Here is a 15,432-nt window from a genome sequence, read left to right as displayed (position 1 = left end):
GCCGTAGCCTACTCGCCTGGACTCCGAGTTCCACGGACTTGAGGGATGGCTTCGAGCCCGTGGACCCCTGACGTCGCGTCTCCCTGGAACTCTCCAGGGTGGGCGCTACGCCGTGGCGGCGCGCACCACCCGCATCAGCTCGCCCGAGTCGATGAGCTGGCAGACGGCCTCGATGTCGCGGTGGATCTCCCGATCCTTCTCCATGGTGGGGACGCGGCTGCGCACCAGCTCGTGCGCGGCGCGGGGGCCGCGGCCGGCCTTCACCGGCAGCCGGAAGTCCAGCGCCTGGCTGGCCACCAGCCGGCCCTTGAGGGCGGCCGTCATGCCCATGGATACGTGGTCCTCGCGGCCGGCGGAGGAGGGGATGGAGTCCACCGAGGCCGGGTGGCACAGCACGCGCGACTCGGCGACGAGGGCCGCGCTCGTCACCTGGGCGATCATGAAGCCCGAGTGAGCGGCTGTGCCGCCATGGGGCGCGGGGCGCGCTGGCGCTGGAGCGATTGTCACGAGCGCAGGATGGCCGCATCGCCTGGCAGATGAAGCGCCCGCTGCTGGACGGCACCACGCATCTCTTCTTCACCGGGCTGGAACTCCTCTGTCGCCTTGCCTCCCTGGTGCCTCCGCCTCGGGCAAACCTGACGAGGTTCCACGGCGTCTTCGCTCCAGGCGCGAAACTGCGGCCATTTCTGGTCCCCCAAGCAGGGGCGAAGCCGGAGCCGGAGAAGGAGAGCCCGTCCTTTGCCGCGAAGGTGGAGGAGCCGAAGAAGGAGCGCACACCACGATTGGACCAGGCCGGGCTGCTACGCAGGACGTTCGCCCTGGACGTGTTCTCCTGCGTGAGGTGTGGAGGCAGGCGCCAGATGCTGGCGTACCTGACGGCACCTGGTGGGTGCGCGCTATTTTGGCGCACTTGGAACTACCCACGCGGCCTGCGCAGCGGGCCCCGGCGGCAGGGGCCACCTCAGCTCGCTCGAGGTGTCACTGAAGGAGTACCCCAACCGGCTCAACCCCCACGGGCAGCCCTGCTCGGCCGGCCCCAGTCAGCGGCCCTCCTCGGCCCCTGCGCTCCAGCCCTCTCCCTCAACTTGGCCTCTCTCCCGCATATACGCTACGCGGCCTTGTGCCTCGTCAGTTCCTCCATGTAGAGCACCCGCTCCTCCCCGAGAGCCTTCGCGATGGCCGGCCGCTCACGCAGGCGCGAGAAGTAGGCGGAGAGCGCCGGCCACTTCGTCAGGTCCACGGGCGTCGCCACGGACCAGTGCAGCACCGTGAACAGGTACCCCTGGTCTTGCCTTCGAGCTTGCCGCACGCTGCTCGCACGGCAGGTGCGGCCGGCGCCGACTACGCGAGTGATACGCCTCCGTCGATGGTGAAGGCGCTTCCGGTGATGTAGGACGCTTCCCCGCTCGCGAGGAAGACGGCCGCGTTCGCGATCTCGTCAGGATCCGCGACGCGCTTCATGGCGTGGAGCTGCGCGGCGGCGTTCCGCTTCTCTTCGGTGTCGTTCCAGAAACCCAACGCAGGTGCTCAGCGGCATCCACAGCCCGGCCGGCATCGCGCTCGATGTCCCCAACGGCAAGGCGTATGTCATTACCTACAACGCCACCACCCTGGTGACCAACCAGACTACAGTGCAGGGGATTGCCATCGATGTCACGGCCGGGCGGCTGTATTGGTCGGCGCCGAGTGCTGAGCGCCCCAATTTCTCCTATGCTTCTCTGAAGGCCTCAGGCCTCCCACACGCCCGGGGCGCGCCGGAGGGCATCGGAGAGTGACTCCCGCGCCCGCCGGAGGGCCGCGTCCGCGCGCCGGGTGGCAGCGGAGAGCAGCCACACCGGTGGGCCGCCCGGGAGCTCCTCCTCCAGCAGCAGGCGCGGGTCTCCCTCGGCGAGCAGCGCCGGGAGCACGCTCCGCCCCAGGCCCGCAACGCAGGCATCCCTGATGCCGAGCAGCGTGTCGCACTCCACGAGGGCCTCGGCGTCTTCGGGGACGGCCTTCCACCAGCGCATGGAGGAACGGGTGCGCAGGCTTCCTGAAGGCAGGACCCAGGCCGGCGAGTCCTGCCTGGCTGCCCGTGCCCGGAACACGCCGAGCCGCAGCTTTCCGAGCTGCTGCCCCCGCAGTGCGCCCCCCGGCGTATGGCCTGGCCGCAGCGCCAGGTCCGTCACACCGGGCTCCAGCGCCAGCTCGCTCTCGGAGATGCGCACTTGAACTCGCTGCGTGAAGCCGCACGTGCGCAGCGCGCCGAACAGCAGTGACGCCAGCACCTCGTTGGTGGTGATGACGAGCCGGCCTGCGCGTGCCCGGCGCTGCTCCTCGAGAAGTGCACCCACGTCCAGGGCGTGGGGACGCATCCGGCCCGCGCGCTCGGCGATGGCGAGGCCGAGCGGTGTCGGGCGCAGTCTCGCCCCACGCAGGAAGAGCGGCGCTCCCAGCGTACGCTCGAGGGCGTCCACCCTCCGCGAGACGGACGAATGGCGCAGCGAAAGCTCGCGCGCCGCGCCCACGACGCTCCCCGTGCGCACCAGCGCCTCCACGGTCTGTAGGTCGTCCCAGGTCATGTGCATGAACGCACATGCTGTGCGCGTCCGCGGTGAGTCGTCAACGCAGGCCCACGGGGCTATCTCTCGGGACCTGGCAATGACGCCACTCCCGCAGGAGCAACACATGGTCTCTCGTCCTCACGACATGCCCGCCGCCTTTGCCACCGCCTTCAACTCCGGAAGTGTCGACGCCCTCCTGGCGCTCTACCGCGAGGACGCGGTGTTCCTCCCGGACGGCGTCACCGTCCTCTCCGGCCCCGCCATCCGCGAGGCGCTCCAGGGATTCCTCGCGCTCAAAGGCCCCATCGACATGAAGCTCACGCGCGTGGTGGAGGGGCCGAGCACCGCAGTCGTCGTGGCCGACTGGTCCCTGCCGACGCCGAACGGGACGGTGCTGACAGGGAGGACGTCGGACGTGGTCACCCGCTCGGCCGACGGCAGTTGGCGCTACTCCGTCGACGCCCCCTTCGGCGTCAAGGCGTAAAGCCTGGCCGCCGTGCGAGGGTGCGCGGCGGAGGCTGGAGACCCCCTACAATGAGAACGAATCGGAGCTCCCCGTGAAGACCCCCAGCAACGACAACGAGACGTCCCCTGAGGTGCAGGCGCTGTGTGACCCCGAGACTGGGACGTGCGCGCTCCCCGGCGCTGAGCCGAAGACTGCCGGGCCGAGTGCCGAGGGGCCCTTGGGAGAGGTGCTCTACGTAGGGGACCCGATGTGCTCCTGGTGCTGGGGCGCCTCGCCCGGCCTCCGCCAGCTGGAAGCGGAGGCGAATCGTCGAGGCATCCCCTTCCGCATCCTCGTGGGCGGGCTCCGTCCCGGAGGCGGGGACGCCTGGACCGAGCGGTTCAGAGGCTTCCTGCGCCACCACTGGGAGGAGATCGCCGCGCGCACCGGGCAGCCGTTCTCCACCCGGTTCCTCGACCGAGCGGCGTTCAACTACGACACCGAGCCCGCCTGTCGCGCGTTCCTCGTCATGCGCGGGATGCTCGCGGAGACGCCCGGACCGGCGACGCGCGCGTACGAGGTGTTTGCCGCCATCCAGCAGAAGTTCTACGCCGAGGGGCAGGACCCGACCGTGGCGTCCTTCTACGAGAGTATCTGTGCCGCGCAGAGCCTCGACTTCGGCGTGTTCCTGGCTCGGTTCAGCCAGGCAGATGCGAAGCGGGCGACGGCGAACGAGTTCCAGGAGGTCAGGGCCCTGGGCGTGAGCGGGTTCCCCACCGTGCTCTTCCGTGGCAGCGCCGGCCTCGCCGTGCTCGCAAGTGGCTTCGCGACCGGAACGCACCTGGTCGAGGCGCTCGTTCGGGCGACGAAGCAGGCAAGGGTCGAACCGTGAAGCTCGGCCGTCGTGCGCTGGTGCGCGGTGGCTCCCATCTGTTGGGGCTCGCCGCGCTCGGCTGTTCCTCCCCTCCGAAGCCCGCGCCCGCGGCCGACGTCCGCTTGCGCCCGCTCTCCTCCCTGCCGGTGACAGAGCTGCCCTGGCTGCGCCTGCGCGACCACTTCATCGCCACCGTGGGCCCCCATGCGGGCAAGGGACGCCCACTCGGCAGCCTTCTCGTCCTGGCCGATGCCACCTTCGCGCCCCGCTCGCGCTTCCCGCTCCACCCGCACCGGGAGATGGAAATCTTGAGCATCGTTCTCAGCGGCGAGCTGAGCCACCACGGGGACCAGTCCCATGGGGCGACGCTGCGTCCGCGCGAGGCGCAGTTGATTTCGGCCCGGGACGGCATGGTCCACGCCGAGGGCAACGAGACGGATGAGGACACGCGGATGCTTCAGCTGTGGTTCACCCCCGAGCAGCACGGCGGTGCGCCCGCGTACTTCCGCCGCTCCGTCCCGCCCGCTCCATCGGGAGGCCGCCACCTCATGGCCGGGGACGAGGAGATGCCACTGAGGAGCGACGCGCGCGTGTGGTGGCTGGACCTGGCAGCGGGACAGGAGACCGCAATCGCGGTGGCCGCGGGACGTGCCGGCTATCTGCTGTCCTTGGATGCCCCCGTGCAGCTGGGGGAAGGGCGAGTCCTTGCCAGAGGCGAGGGGGCGCAGCTGAACCAGGGAGGCCTGACGCTGCGAGCCTCGCAGGATTGCGGCGCGCTCTGGATTGACGTCGCGGCCTGACATCAAGGCGCCAAGCGCCGATCGGCAGGAGCAGCCGGTGCAAGAGCGCCACGGCCGCGCACACAACGCTCACAGCGCACCCGCGCGAAGCCGTGCGCCAACACTCCACACTCCAGGTACCTGGCGAAGTCCCGCTCCACGTACTGGGGCAGGCCACGCCCCACCTCGCTCGCCTCACCAAGCAGGACAGAAAGACGACGATGACGTGCACGGTCCTCTACGCGTCGAATCACGCCCTCGACCGCGCGCTCGCGACGAGAATGAAGGAAGGCTTGTCCGCGAGCTACGACCTCCTCGACCTGTACCTGCGAACGCTGGCGTCACGCTCGGCCGCGGCGGGTTTCGCCGACACGCCCTGAAGGGGAGGCGCGGCGGCGGCGCGGCAGACCCGCAGCAGTGCATACGCCGCATCGCCCGGCGAAAGGCGATGGTCCTTCGCAGCGCCAGCCCTTAACCTCCCCACCCCACGCGCGCGCTCGCGCAGGAGAATCATGGACATCTTCGAGACCCTCATCCAGTCGCTGCTCGGCCCCGCCAACCTCGAATCCGTGACGATCTCCGAGGAGGGGCACCCCACCCTGCGCCTCGCGAGCGGCGGCGAGGTGATCCTCGAGCCGGAGTGCCTGACCCTCGTCGACGTTGACGACACCGCCGTGCCAGAACTCTGTGCGTTCGGCCCGAAGCTGCGCAAAATCCACGATTATCTCGCGCGCTTCACCACGTACGTCGAGCGCGGCGAGGAGCAAGTGCGCATCTCGCTTCATCTCCCCGAGACGCACCCGCTCTGGACCGACGAGGGGCTCTGGGCCCGGGTGTGGGTGACCAGGTTCAAGGGCGATGAGCTCCACTGGGGGATGGAGCAGGAGAACCTCGTCGTCGCGAGCGCGGCCCTCGACGCAGAGGACTGGGGAGCGCGCCTCGAGGCCTTCGACGCGCGGCGCGCGCAATGGGGGCAGCGGTCCGACGAGCTCTATGCCGAGGAAGCTTGCCTGGAACCTCCGGCGCCGCCGAAAGCGGCCGAGGACGAGGGCTGGGAGGCGTTCGCCGAGGAGATTGGCCTTTCGCCCGAGACCCTCGCGGCGCGCGTCGCTCCCATCGCCGAGGCGGCCTTCGACACGCTCGCCGCGGTCCGCGCGCGTTACGAGCAGGTCTATGGGCTGAAGCTCCCGTCGGGGATCGCGAGCCTCGCGGCCCTGGGGGAGCTGCCCGAGAACCCCCCCGAGCATTACGTTCAGCCGCCCGCGGGTCAGCAGCGTGGAAATGCGTGGCTGGACGCGGCGCTCTCGATGCGAACGGCGGGGATCGCCGAATGGTTCGCGCCGGGAGGGCTCTCGCGCGAGGTCCACGACGCCTCGGTGATGTACGACGAGGTCCCGCCCGGGCGCCAAGGGCCTCTCGATCCGCGCCTCGATATGCGCTATCGCGCCGACGCGCCACAGCTCGTCTCGTTCCTGAGCGGCGGCTCGGACGGCCTGCACTGGGGCTTCTGGTACGATAGCCCCGACCACTTTCCGGTCATCGCCCACAATTACGCGCGCGACAGCGCCGAGACCTGGCTCGACACGGAGAGCCAGATCGTCGCCTTCCTGCGCAACAAGATCGCCGACGGCATCCTGGAGGCCCAGCAGGAGCTGATGGACGCCGAGGACGCGGAGTCGCGGAAGTATCCATTGGAGCGATGGCGCGCCCTGCGCGTGGTGGCAGCCCACCGCGAGGCCATCGAGGCGTGGGCGTCGCGGCGCGCATCGGACGACGAGCCTTCGTGCCCCTGGCCGCGCACGCAGGGGTATCCCGCGGGCAGCCCGCGGCTCGCCCTGCAGCCGGGCTCGGGGACGGTGCCGGCCCACGTGCCCAATTTCGGCGCGTCCAGGAACGATGCCTCGATGGAGGAGCGAAAGGCATGGCTCGAGGAGGCGCGGCGCGAGCTCGCCGAGGGCCGCGCGGCGTATGCGCACGCGCTCGGGCTCTACCTGCACTGGCTGGACGCCGACGAGCTGCGCGAGGAGGCGGGAGCGCTCCTCCTGCACGCTTACGAGGCGCTGGGCTTCCGCGCTTTCGCCGGCATCCTGAAGGTGCACCTTCTGCACCGCGATCTGGACAGCGTGGGGGTCTTCAAGACGTAGGCGCCAGAGAAGGCCAGAGAAGGTGTCAAAGGACTCGAACGGCGCCTTGGCACCGACGAGCCCCGGAAAAACATCGAAAGGTGTCATAGCGCTTCTCAGTTGGGTTGAGCCCAAAACCCGCAATGCCGGAACCACCCCATTGCGTCGTCTGGCGTGATGGCCTTCATGGCCTCGGCGATTGCTGCATCGAACTCATCGCGCGTGCGCGCCTCGGCATGTTGGAGCAAGCGCTTGAACTTGCTCCAACACAGTTCTATCGGATTCAGGTCGGGCGAGTACGGCGGCAGGAAGAGAACAAAGGCACCTGCCGCCTCGATGCGCTGTCTGATGTACACAGGCTTGTGCGCTCCTACGTTATCGAGCACGACGACGTCACCGGGCTTCAACTCGGGCACCAGGAAGTGCTCGACGAAGGCATCGAATACTTCGGCAGTGGTGGCACCCTCGATGGTCATCAAGGTTCGCAGCCCCCGGCAGTCCATCGCCCCCAGCATCGTGAGGACACAGCCTCGAATGCGTGGGACGCAATCATGAACCCGCTCACCCCGCGGTGCCCGGGCGTACTCCCCGGTCATGGCGATGTGGCTACACGATTCGTCGATGAAGACCAGGCGCGAAGGGTCGATGAGCTGCACCAGCAGCAGAAACACCGCTCGCAGCAACCGCACCCGCCGCGTGTTGCGCTCGCTTGCCGTCAGAGACTTCTTTTGCGCGTCAGTTCCAACCGCTCGAGCGTGCGCCCCATCGTTGCGCAGCTGACAGGCATGCTGGTGCGTGCCTGGTACTCCGCGACAATCTCCCCGAGCGTCAAGTCGGGCTGCTCACGGACGATTTGGGACACCAGTTCCAGCCCGTGGCCTATTACTCGTGGGGATTGCCACCACCATGTGGCGCCGGCTCTACGGACCCTGTGTGACGTCGAAGTCGGCGCCAGCGCTTCACGGTGGCTGTACTGACCTCGAACTGCCTGGCGGCCTCTTCAATCGTCAGCCCGCGCTCGCATGCAGCGAGAACACGCTCGCGTAGGTCAGTCGAGTAGGGCCGGGCCATGTCGCACCTCCAGCCTGCATCGAACCGAATAGGTAGGCTCAACGCAACTGAGAAGCGCTATGACACCTCGGCGGCGCTGCCGCATCTGCACCTGGTGCCTCCTCCTCTCCCGGCGCCCCCGCCGCGGAGCCATTCCAGCACCACGCGCCAAATCCAATTACGCCGGAGAAATTCAAGAAAAAAACCCGCATTGCCAAATCAAACAGAATCATGCTCCCATTGCGTCCCCACAACAGGAGGAACACAGTGGCAGCAGCAACTTTGATTGGATTCCATTCTCGCCGGCGACCGTACCTGACTCTCGCGGTCCTGTCCTTCGGCTTCCTCTCCGCAGCATGTGATGCCAGCAGCATTCCCTCGGCGCAAGCTTCCCAGGAGCCCGAGGTTGCCCAGGCGGAGCAAGGCCTCACCGTCGGCTATGCCGCCACCTCCGAGCCCGGCGTCATCAGCTCGACGAACGCTTTCTATGGCCACAACCTCCAGCTCACATACGGAGGGACGTGCACGTTCCGAACGGTGCCACCCACGAACGGCGCCAGCCCTCTTGGCGACCCGGAGATGACGCTGTACGACTCGGCGAACAACGTGCTGGCGTACAACGACGACGATGGTGATCCCGCCAGGGAGGGGACGACCCACTCGGCAATCGTCATCGCCCTTCCGCCCGGCAACTACCGGGCCGACGTCAACAGCGTCAAGGCGAACAGGTACGGGAGCTACACCTTCGAGGCCAAGTGCGAGCCTCTCGTCAAGCTCCACCATCGTTTCGAGACGACGGCGGGGGGCGACACTTGGCAGTGCAACACCTATAACTGGGGAACGATGGAAGCGGGCATCGGTGAATGGACCCCCCAGATCCTCATCGATGCCGACAATCGCGTGGGCGGCTGCCTCCAGACGTTCGGCATCACGGATCCGACCAATTCTCTCTCGGGGCTCAACATCAACCTGAACTTCTGGAGCGACGGGGACCCGGGCCAGTGCTGGTTCCAGAGCAGCAAGGCCATTCCGATCTCGACCTCCACGTCGGTCATCTGGCGCGACTACTACGTCATCGACACGGGAAGCTCCTCCGGTGGGTGCTGGCAGGAGTTCACCCTGACCGGACGGACCGACATCGCCTTCGACATCGAGTTCCTCGCGACAGGCAATGCGGACCAGTGCAACAACTTCGGCAACTACACGATCAAAAATGGCGAGTCGGTTCGCTTCCGCATCAACACGGACGGACGTGCGGGCGGGTGCACTCAGCGGTTCCGTCTCAGGAAGCTCTAGGACCCGGCCGCCTCACATAGAGGCCAGGGTCTGAATGTGCTCAGGAGTCACGTCCTCGGGCGCGGTGAATCCTCACCGCGATTCAGGCGATGGCCCTGACGTCGCGGGCCCCACCGTCCACATGCGGAGCGGTGGGGCCCACACGACTTCTGCTCCAACCCGCGGCACGCCCTTGGGACTCCCGGCCCTCACCCCGTGCGACGTCGACGCGAGGCCTTGCTCTTCGGGAGGTTGTCCACGAGGACCTTCCGGTCCAGCGAGACGTCGAGGCGGTGCGCGAGCCACTGCCCCAGGTCGTCGATGCGCTCGGGGGCGTAGATGCCGTTCTCCAGCGCCACGGCCCCCTTGGACGTGTGCATCCACAGGGAGAACGTCACCCGGTCGTCCTCCCCCAGCTCCTGGTACACGTCGCGCCGCACCTCGAGCGACTTCACGCGGTGGCGCACCCGCTCGGGACGTCCAATCCGATACCGGACCATTTCGAGGACGCCCGGCCGGAGCTCCCACTCCGACCACGACTGGAAGGAAGGCCAGGCACTCGGGGAAGGTGGTCGGGTCGAGGATCGGCGCGGTGGTGTGCAGGAGGCCCTTGGCTGTATCCGCCGTTTCCAGCTTCGTGCCCGTTTAGGGTCCACCATCACTCCGTTTCCGATCCCCGCCACATCGAACCGGACAGGCGGGACTACCGCATCCGGCTCACCGCGAAGGCGTCATCACACCAGGGTTATGGTTCCGTTCGGTTGGACTCTGGCTTTCGAGGGGTTGCGGTACCTCACCCGGTAGTCTCCGTAGAGGCCCCAGGCTCCGTACACCACCCCTCTACTCCACCGCTTCCAGCCGAGTCCCCTTCGCCCCGCTCGTTTCGCCACGAATCGTCTCACCTTGCGCTCGACGTACTGCTTCACCTTGCCGAACGCCTGCCCCGAGTTCCCCACCCGGAAGTAGTTGACCCAGCCGCGCACGATTCCGTTCACCCTCTCCACCGCCGCCCTTATCGGCAGGGCCCGGCTGGCTCGTAGGGTGTCGCGTACCTTGCTCAGCACCTCGGTCACCTTCTTCTTTCGTGGACTCGTGTGCGCATACCACTTCCCGGTCCTCGGGCTGCGTTCCCACCGGAACTCGAAGCCCAGGAAGGCGAAGTTCGCTCCCGGCTCGGTCATCGTCACCGTCCGGGTCTTCTCCGCGTTGAGCGACACGCCGATTGCCTCCGCCTCCCGGCGGATGCGCTCCAGCGCTCGGTCAGCCCACTCCCGTCCCTTCTGTGAGTTGGGGGTGAGCACCACCATGTCGTCCAGGTACCGCGTATAGGCGAGATAGCCTCTTCCTCTCTCCAGTGCCTGGTCCAGGTCATTCAGCGCGATGTTGGCGAGTAGAGGAGAGAGGGGTGAGCCTTGCGGTATCCCTTTCTCCCCCGTGCTCTTGAGGAACTGCTTCACCAAGGCGAGCACCTCGTCGTCCTGAACTCGTCGGGCCACCCTCTCCAACAGCCGGTCGTACCGGATGTTGTCGAAGAAGCCCTTGAGGTCCACGTCCACGACTCGGTGCCTGCGCTGGCGCAGCCCCCGGCTCACGGCTTCTATCGCTTCATGCGCCGAGCGCCCCGGCCTCGCCCCGAAGGAACTGTCCGAGAAGTCGGCCTCGAAGATGGGTTCCAATACCAGTCGGAGTGCTCCGTGCACGGTCCTATCCCTGATGGAGGGAATCGAGATGACGCGCACTTTGCCTCCCTCTTTCGGAATCTCTCTCCGACGATAGGGCCTGGGGCGGTACGTTTCCGTTCGTAATTCCTCGGCTATCCGCGCGAGGAATTCCTCTCGGCCCGTCTCGTCTATCCGCTCGAACGTCTCTCCGTCTTCCCCGGGCGCTCCGTCTTCACGCCGGGCCTCCAGGTAGGCGGCTTCGAGTGTCTCGCGCTTGAGCAGATGGACGTACAATCCCCAGAAACGGTGCGTTGGGGCGGATTTCGCCCAGTGGCCTATCTTCGCTCGGAGCTCCTGCAGACTGATGGTGGGCTTTGTCATCCCGCTCCTGCCTCGCTCCTTGCTCCGAATGCCTCCGGCAGGGCCCCTTCGCTCCACGGGCGTTACCCCGCTTCCTCGCTACTACGGGCCCGTCCGCCAGGCTCCCGCCTTCCCCGCACTTCGCCTCCTCGGCTCGCGCGGCTACCTTGCTTCCGCGGGTTTTCTCCGCGGGGCGGGGAGCCCTTCCCTGTTTCCACCCATGGCCGTATGGGCGTGCCGCCACCCTCCACCCCGCCGGATGGACTGCCCCCAAGGTCGTCTTCGGAGGAGTCCTTTTGCCTTCACCGTCTTTGAGTCGGCTCGGCTTCCGGTGTTAACGAGTCACGAGGCCTCTACCGGGTGTTCACTCGTCGTTGCGGCCCGCTCACTCGCTCACCCCGCTTTCCGGGGCTTTGTCGATGGGCTTCACCGCAGGGGTCTCTCCTGTCGGTGCCATCCAAGCTATGCGGCCTCGACCTCTTACCGCTTCGGGACTTTCACCCTATGGATCCATGGGTAGCCTCCAGGCATCACTCAAAGGACTCGTTCCGGCATCTTGCCGTCTACGAGTCGTCTGACACCTGGAGCCGGCCTTCCCCCGCCTCTCTACCCCAACCCCCTGCCCTCAACCCTGCCCCTATTTCTCTTATGCGCTTGCGGCGGTGTGCCTGCCCCGATCTGATCGATCGAGTGCCCCTCAGCGCTTCGCGGGCGAGCTGATCGCCCAGGTCACGCCGAATGGGTCCTTCAGCTGGCCGTACTTGTCGCCCCAGGGCGCCACGGCGAACGGCATCTTCTCGGTACAGCCCGCCTCGATCGCGCGCCTCCACCAGCGGTCGCCATCCTCGACGACCAGCTGCATTGTGTAGCTGTCGGAGCGCTGCAGGCTGGGTAGGCCCATCTCGGGGAAGTGATCGGAGAGCATCAGCCCGCCGGCGTTGATCTCGAGGTGACAGTGCATGACGCGCTTTCCATCCTGCGCGAGCATGCGGCCGAGCTCTCGGGCCCCGAACGCCTTCTGGTAGAAGGTCGCGGCCTCCGCGGCGTCTTCGATCGTCAAGTACGGGATCACCCCGGGCGTGCTCGCTCCCTGCGCGGTCTGCGCCTGACGGCTCGGCGGTGGATACATCTCCATCACCTGGATCAGCTCGATGACGCCGTCACCCATCGTCTCGAGCACGGACCTGGCGTGCGCGATGGCTTCGGCCTTGGAGGGCAGGTCGAGCAGCGAGTAACCGCCGCCCGCCATCCAGCCGCCACCGCTGGGCGGATCCTCGACGCTGATCTTGCCACCCTCCTGGGTGATCCGGGCGCCGGCGGTCGCGCGCTTGCCGAGCGGGCCCGTCGCAACCAGGCTGCCGTTCGCGATCGATTCCTGGATGGCGGCCCGCACCTTCGCCATGTGCGCTGGATCGGGTGGCAGATTCATAACCTTGGAGATCGTGATCATCAGAAAGCGCATGCGCTGGCTCCTTGTGTCTTGGCCTGGCAAGACCCCGCGAGTCTTACGCAGCCAAGACTCACGAGCGGTAGGCTTTCCGACAACCCCCGCGTCGATTTCGACGCGAATCTCAGCTTGAGGACACTGCGCGGGAAACAGTGGCGGGAACAGCACGTCGGCGGTCCGACTTCGTGCTCGATTTCAGCATCAGTGGCGCAGCCTCCTCGTAGAAGGCTCGATGCAGCCAGCGAATCAGCTCTTGCGAACACGGCTCTTCGAGCGCGTCTTCTTTTTGTCAAACGACGACGGCTTTTGCCGATCTCTGTTGCCGATCTTGCTCAAGCCGGACTGCGCCGCCCATCGGTGCGCGCCGAGTCTTGGGCGCTCGACCGAGTCCCGCATCGACGCGCGATCGCTTGCGTTCAGAAATCCCCGCGCATCCACCGTGCCGCCGCCTCTCGGAACGCCGCGACGAAGGCCCGGTATTGCTCACGCAACTCCTTCAAGGCCTGGCGCGTCGAGGCATGCCCCAACGGCCGGGGGCTGCGCTTGAGGTGCTCGGGCCGGGTATGCGGGTGCTGTGCCCGCACAGCTCGCGCCCCCAAGACAGGCGTGTCCTGTGCGCGAGCCTCTGCTTCCACCCCCTCCACCAGTCCCCGCACCGCGCGCGGCCTCTCCTCCTCCCCCAGTCCTTCCCAGCACGGCAGTGGCGCCACCTCCAACTCCACGGGCTCGGCGATTTCCTCGGCGAAGCGCCCCTCCCCCGCTGCCGTGTCCTCGCTCCCCCTCTTGCTCCAGCGCTTCGTCCAGTTGAACCACTGGAACAGCCGCCTCGCCGGCCCCAGCAGCTGCGGTAGAGTGGCTCAGCGCACGGTGAACGCGGCGAGGTCGTGGATGCCCACCGACTTCTCCAGCTGAGCCACCTCCGCGACAGCGCCCTCGAAGCCACCACTGCCCAGCAGTTGGTGCTCCCGCTCCTCGAAGCGCTCGCCCAGCTCGTGGAACTCCGCCTCGTCGAAGAGCGCATGGAACGCGGGGAAGAGGTCGGTGTCCTCGCGCGCGGCATGGGGCTGGTACATGCGCACGAACGACTGGAGCGAGCCGGCCAGCGACTGCCGCTGCCCCGCCTCTTGGAGCGCGGCGGGTGTGGCGGACTTCAGGATGCCCTCGGTGAGCTTGCGCCCCGCGGCGTGCTGCTCCCGGAGCACCCGGATGAGGTCACCCTGTTTCCCAGCCTTCTCCAGGCGGGGGAAGACCTGCTCCTCCTCGAGCCGCTCATGGTAGTTCTCGGCGAAGCGGCGGATGAGGTTCGCGGCGGAGGAGATGACGTCCGCGCGTAGCGGGATCCCGGTGCTGAGCTGACTCGCGCAAGCCTCGTAGACGAGCAGAGTGCGGCGGATGACACCATGCTCGCGCATGAGGTCCTCGGTGGCATTGACCTCGGCGGGCCGGGACTTCTCCTTGCTCCGAGGAGGGGGCGCGGCACGAACGGTGCCACTCCACACGAGCCCCGCTCCCGCGAGCGAGGTCACCGACAGGAAGAGGCGGCGGCTGGCGTCCCGAGACATGTGCACCTCCGGAAGGAGGCCGCAGCATGTAACTCCAGTCCCGCCCCGCCCACCGCCCCGAGGACCAGTGCCCACCAGGAGACGAACCTTTTCCCGGCCACCTGCCCTTCCCCACCGAAAAGGCAGGACCTGAACGATCTGTCCGTACACGTCTCCCGAGAACCGAGCCCAGGCAGGGTGATCAGTAGTTTGTCCGGTACACGGCGGTGGCCTCGCCGCATCGTCGACGTAGGCGACTCCCCCATAGGAGAGGTAGGCCACCTTCATCTGGATGCGCTGTCCCGGCGAGATGGGCACCACACACTGCACGTCCCTGCATTCGGGGTGGGCGAACCAGAAGATGAAGGTGTACGGCCTGGGAGGGTAATACCGGAAGACCGCGACCGACGGGCCGCTGCCCGCGGCGTTGCAGCTCCCACTGGTGAACACGTCGTTGGCGGGCGTGTCGATGTAGCAGGCCATGTACGCCGACGACAGCGCGGCCGGCGCGTCGGCCACGACCGGCTCGCCCTGCTGCTCGGAGACTTCACTCCCACCGCAACCGGCCAAGAAGCACACCGCCGCCAAGACAACGAACACTCGTCCCATGGTCACCTCTGTCTGTGATCCTATTTCTCTTATGCGCCACGAAGTCGTCGCTCGAGCAGAGCAAGAACTCCTCGTTGAGCAAGAGCTGCTGAAGAAGCATCCCGAGCTGGTGGCCGCACTGGGAACGCTTTCCGCGGATGAAGCCAAAGCCCTGGACGCGGCCGGGGCCGCTGTCGAGCAGCTGGGGCCTCATGAGCGCCAGTTGGTGCAGAAGGCCTTGTCCAATCAGCGCAACACGGTGGCTGAGCAGGAGTCGAAGCTTCAAGACCTTCGTGACCACCACAAGCGTCTGGCGGAGACATGGCTCGCCTGGGAGAGCGAAGAGGCGCTGCCCAGAAGGGAATCCCCACCCGCTGTTGACGATGTGGAAGAGCGTCTGCGCGCCTCCTTGGCCACGGGAGGCGTGAGCCTGAGCACCGCTTACCCGTGGAGCCGGTGGCCGGCGCTGCTGCTCGATGAGCCTCTCCAGCCGCACGGCCCCCTGCATCCCGCGGCATTCGTTGAAGTCCTCCGCGAGCTGGTGCGGGAGCGGAAATACCAGGTCATTCTCTCCACCCGCGACAAGGCGCTCGCCGAGGGCATGCGACGCAAGATGGTGGCGGCCGGCATCGATTGCGTCACATGCCGGTACGGAGGCCTGGGCCCCGCCGGCGTGCTCTACAACGCTGTCTAACCCCATCCGCGTGTCAGCGGATGCGAGCCCGCGCCTCGTCAGGTGAGGCCGA

General features: G+C 67.2%; 19 protein-coding genes and 1 pseudogene. 8 read left to right on the top strand and 12 right to left on the bottom strand.

What is annotated here, in order from left to right; genetic code table 11:
- Positions 1–105: 105 nt before the first annotated feature.
- Positions 106–537: pseudogene (locus OV287_RS14690) on the bottom strand (aromatic amino acid lyase); the annotation flags it as partial.
- Between OV287_RS14690 and OV287_RS14685 the strand changes: the two are divergent.
- Positions 501–1,145, top strand: a complete 645-nt coding sequence (locus OV287_RS14685; protein WP_267534637.1) for a transposase — start codon at positions 501–503, stop codon at positions 1,143–1,145. The pseudogene OV287_RS14690 and the gene OV287_RS14685 overlap by 37 nt on opposite strands.
- Here OV287_RS14685 and OV287_RS14680 read toward each other — a convergent pair.
- The 3 genes from OV287_RS14680 to OV287_RS14670 form a co-directional block, all read right to left on the bottom strand.
- Entirely contained in the window at positions 1,109–1,267 is a 159-nt protein-coding gene (locus OV287_RS14680) for a glutathione S-transferase family protein (protein ID WP_267534636.1), read from the bottom strand. The two genes, OV287_RS14685 and OV287_RS14680, sit on opposite strands and share 37 nt — an antisense overlap.
- A 74-nt stretch (positions 1,268–1,341) precedes the next feature.
- Positions 1,342–1,518, bottom strand: a complete 177-nt coding sequence (locus OV287_RS14675) for an SDR family oxidoreductase (protein ID WP_308809569.1) — start codon at positions 1,516–1,518, stop codon at positions 1,342–1,344.
- A gap of 209 nt (positions 1,519–1,727) precedes the next feature.
- Positions 1,728–2,567 carry a LysR family transcriptional regulator gene (locus OV287_RS14670; RefSeq protein WP_267534635.1) on the bottom strand — a complete coding sequence of 280 codons (840 nt, stop codon included), beginning with the start codon at positions 2,565–2,567 and terminating at the stop codon, positions 1,728–1,730.
- Between the two features lie 100 nt (positions 2,568–2,667).
- On the opposite strand from OV287_RS14670, the gene OV287_RS14665 reads away from it, so the two are divergent.
- The 5 genes from OV287_RS14665 (at position 2,668) to OV287_RS14645 (ending at position 6,785) form a co-directional block, all read left to right on the top strand.
- Entirely contained in the window at positions 2,668–3,027 is a 360-nt protein-coding gene (locus OV287_RS14665) for a YybH family protein (protein ID WP_267534634.1), read from the top strand.
- 73 nt (positions 3,028–3,100) lie between these two features.
- Complete coding sequence (locus OV287_RS14660; protein ID WP_267534633.1) at positions 3,101–3,880, top strand: DsbA family protein; 780 nt, start codon at positions 3,101–3,103, stop codon at positions 3,878–3,880.
- Positions 3,877–4,662 (top strand): pirin family protein, encoded by a 786-nt coding sequence (locus tag OV287_RS14655; RefSeq protein ID WP_267534632.1) that lies wholly within the window; start codon positions 3,877–3,879, stop codon positions 4,660–4,662. The genes OV287_RS14660 and OV287_RS14655 overlap by 4 nt, the downstream gene beginning before the upstream one ends.
- A gap of 200 nt (positions 4,663–4,862) precedes the next feature.
- Complete coding sequence (locus tag OV287_RS14650; protein ID WP_267534631.1) at positions 4,863–5,021, top strand: SRPBCC family protein; 159 nt, start codon at positions 4,863–4,865, stop codon at positions 5,019–5,021.
- Positions 5,022–5,153: 132 nt separating this feature from the next.
- Positions 5,154–6,785: a hypothetical protein gene (locus tag OV287_RS14645; protein WP_267534630.1), complete on the top strand. Its 1,632-nt coding sequence runs from the start codon at positions 5,154–5,156 to the stop codon at positions 6,783–6,785.
- 95 nt (positions 6,786–6,880) lie between these two features.
- On the opposite strand, the gene OV287_RS14640 is transcribed toward OV287_RS14645, so the two are convergent.
- From OV287_RS14640 to OV287_RS14630, 3 genes are read right to left on the bottom strand one after another with little or no spacing between them, the layout of a single operon-like run.
- Entirely contained in the window at positions 6,881–7,453 is a 573-nt protein-coding gene (locus OV287_RS14640) for an IS630 family transposase (protein ID WP_267534629.1), read from the bottom strand.
- Between the two features lie 26 nt (positions 7,454–7,479).
- Complete coding sequence (locus OV287_RS14635) at positions 7,480–7,626, bottom strand: hypothetical protein (protein WP_267534628.1); 147 nt, start codon at positions 7,624–7,626, stop codon at positions 7,480–7,482.
- Between the two features lie 20 nt (positions 7,627–7,646).
- Complete coding sequence (locus tag OV287_RS14630; RefSeq protein WP_267534627.1) at positions 7,647–7,835, bottom strand: helix-turn-helix domain-containing protein; 189 nt, start codon at positions 7,833–7,835, stop codon at positions 7,647–7,649.
- 246 nt (positions 7,836–8,081) lie between these two features.
- Between OV287_RS14630 and OV287_RS14625 the strand changes: the two genes are divergently transcribed.
- Positions 8,082–9,110, top strand: coding sequence for a hypothetical protein (locus OV287_RS14625; RefSeq protein WP_267534626.1), 1,029 nt, complete (start codon positions 8,082–8,084; stop codon positions 9,108–9,110).
- Between the two features lie 188 nt (positions 9,111–9,298).
- Here OV287_RS14625 and OV287_RS14620 read toward each other — a convergent pair whose 3' ends face one another.
- From OV287_RS14620 to OV287_RS14600, 5 genes are all read right to left on the bottom strand, one after another.
- Complete coding sequence (locus OV287_RS14620; RefSeq protein WP_267534625.1) at positions 9,299–9,589, bottom strand: hypothetical protein; 291 nt, start codon at positions 9,587–9,589, stop codon at positions 9,299–9,301.
- A 234-nt stretch (positions 9,590–9,823) separates the two neighbouring features.
- Positions 9,824–11,131 carry a group II intron reverse transcriptase/maturase gene (gene ltrA / locus OV287_RS14615; protein WP_267534624.1) on the bottom strand — a complete coding sequence of 436 codons (1,308 nt, stop codon included), beginning with the start codon at positions 11,129–11,131 and terminating at the stop codon, positions 9,824–9,826.
- Positions 11,132–11,807: 676 nt separating this feature from the next.
- Positions 11,808–12,572, bottom strand: a complete 765-nt coding sequence (locus OV287_RS14610; protein WP_267534623.1) for a VOC family protein — start codon at positions 12,570–12,572, stop codon at positions 11,808–11,810.
- 401 nt (positions 12,573–12,973) lie between these two features.
- A complete protein-coding gene (locus OV287_RS14605; protein WP_267534622.1) occupies positions 12,974–13,267 on the bottom strand; it encodes a hypothetical protein in 294 nt (97 codons plus the stop codon).
- A 147-nt stretch (positions 13,268–13,414) separates the two neighbouring features.
- On the bottom strand, positions 13,415–14,119 hold the full coding sequence (locus OV287_RS14600; protein ID WP_267534621.1) for a hemerythrin domain-containing protein: 705 nt from the start codon (positions 14,117–14,119) through the stop codon (positions 13,415–13,417).
- A gap of 460 nt (positions 14,120–14,579) precedes the next feature.
- Between OV287_RS14600 and OV287_RS14595 the strand changes: the two genes are divergently transcribed.
- Positions 14,580–15,380: a hypothetical protein gene (locus OV287_RS14595; RefSeq protein WP_267534620.1), complete on the top strand. Its 801-nt coding sequence runs from the start codon at positions 14,580–14,582 to the stop codon at positions 15,378–15,380.
- The last annotated feature ends 52 nt before the right edge of the window (positions 15,381–15,432 follow it).

This window comes from Archangium lansingense (genome assembly GCF_026626635.1).
GTDB lineage: Bacteria > Myxococcota > Myxococcia > Myxococcales > Myxococcaceae > Archangium > Archangium lansingense.
Note: the sequence above shows the minus strand (reverse complement) of the source record. Positions and strands in the feature narration are given on the sequence as shown.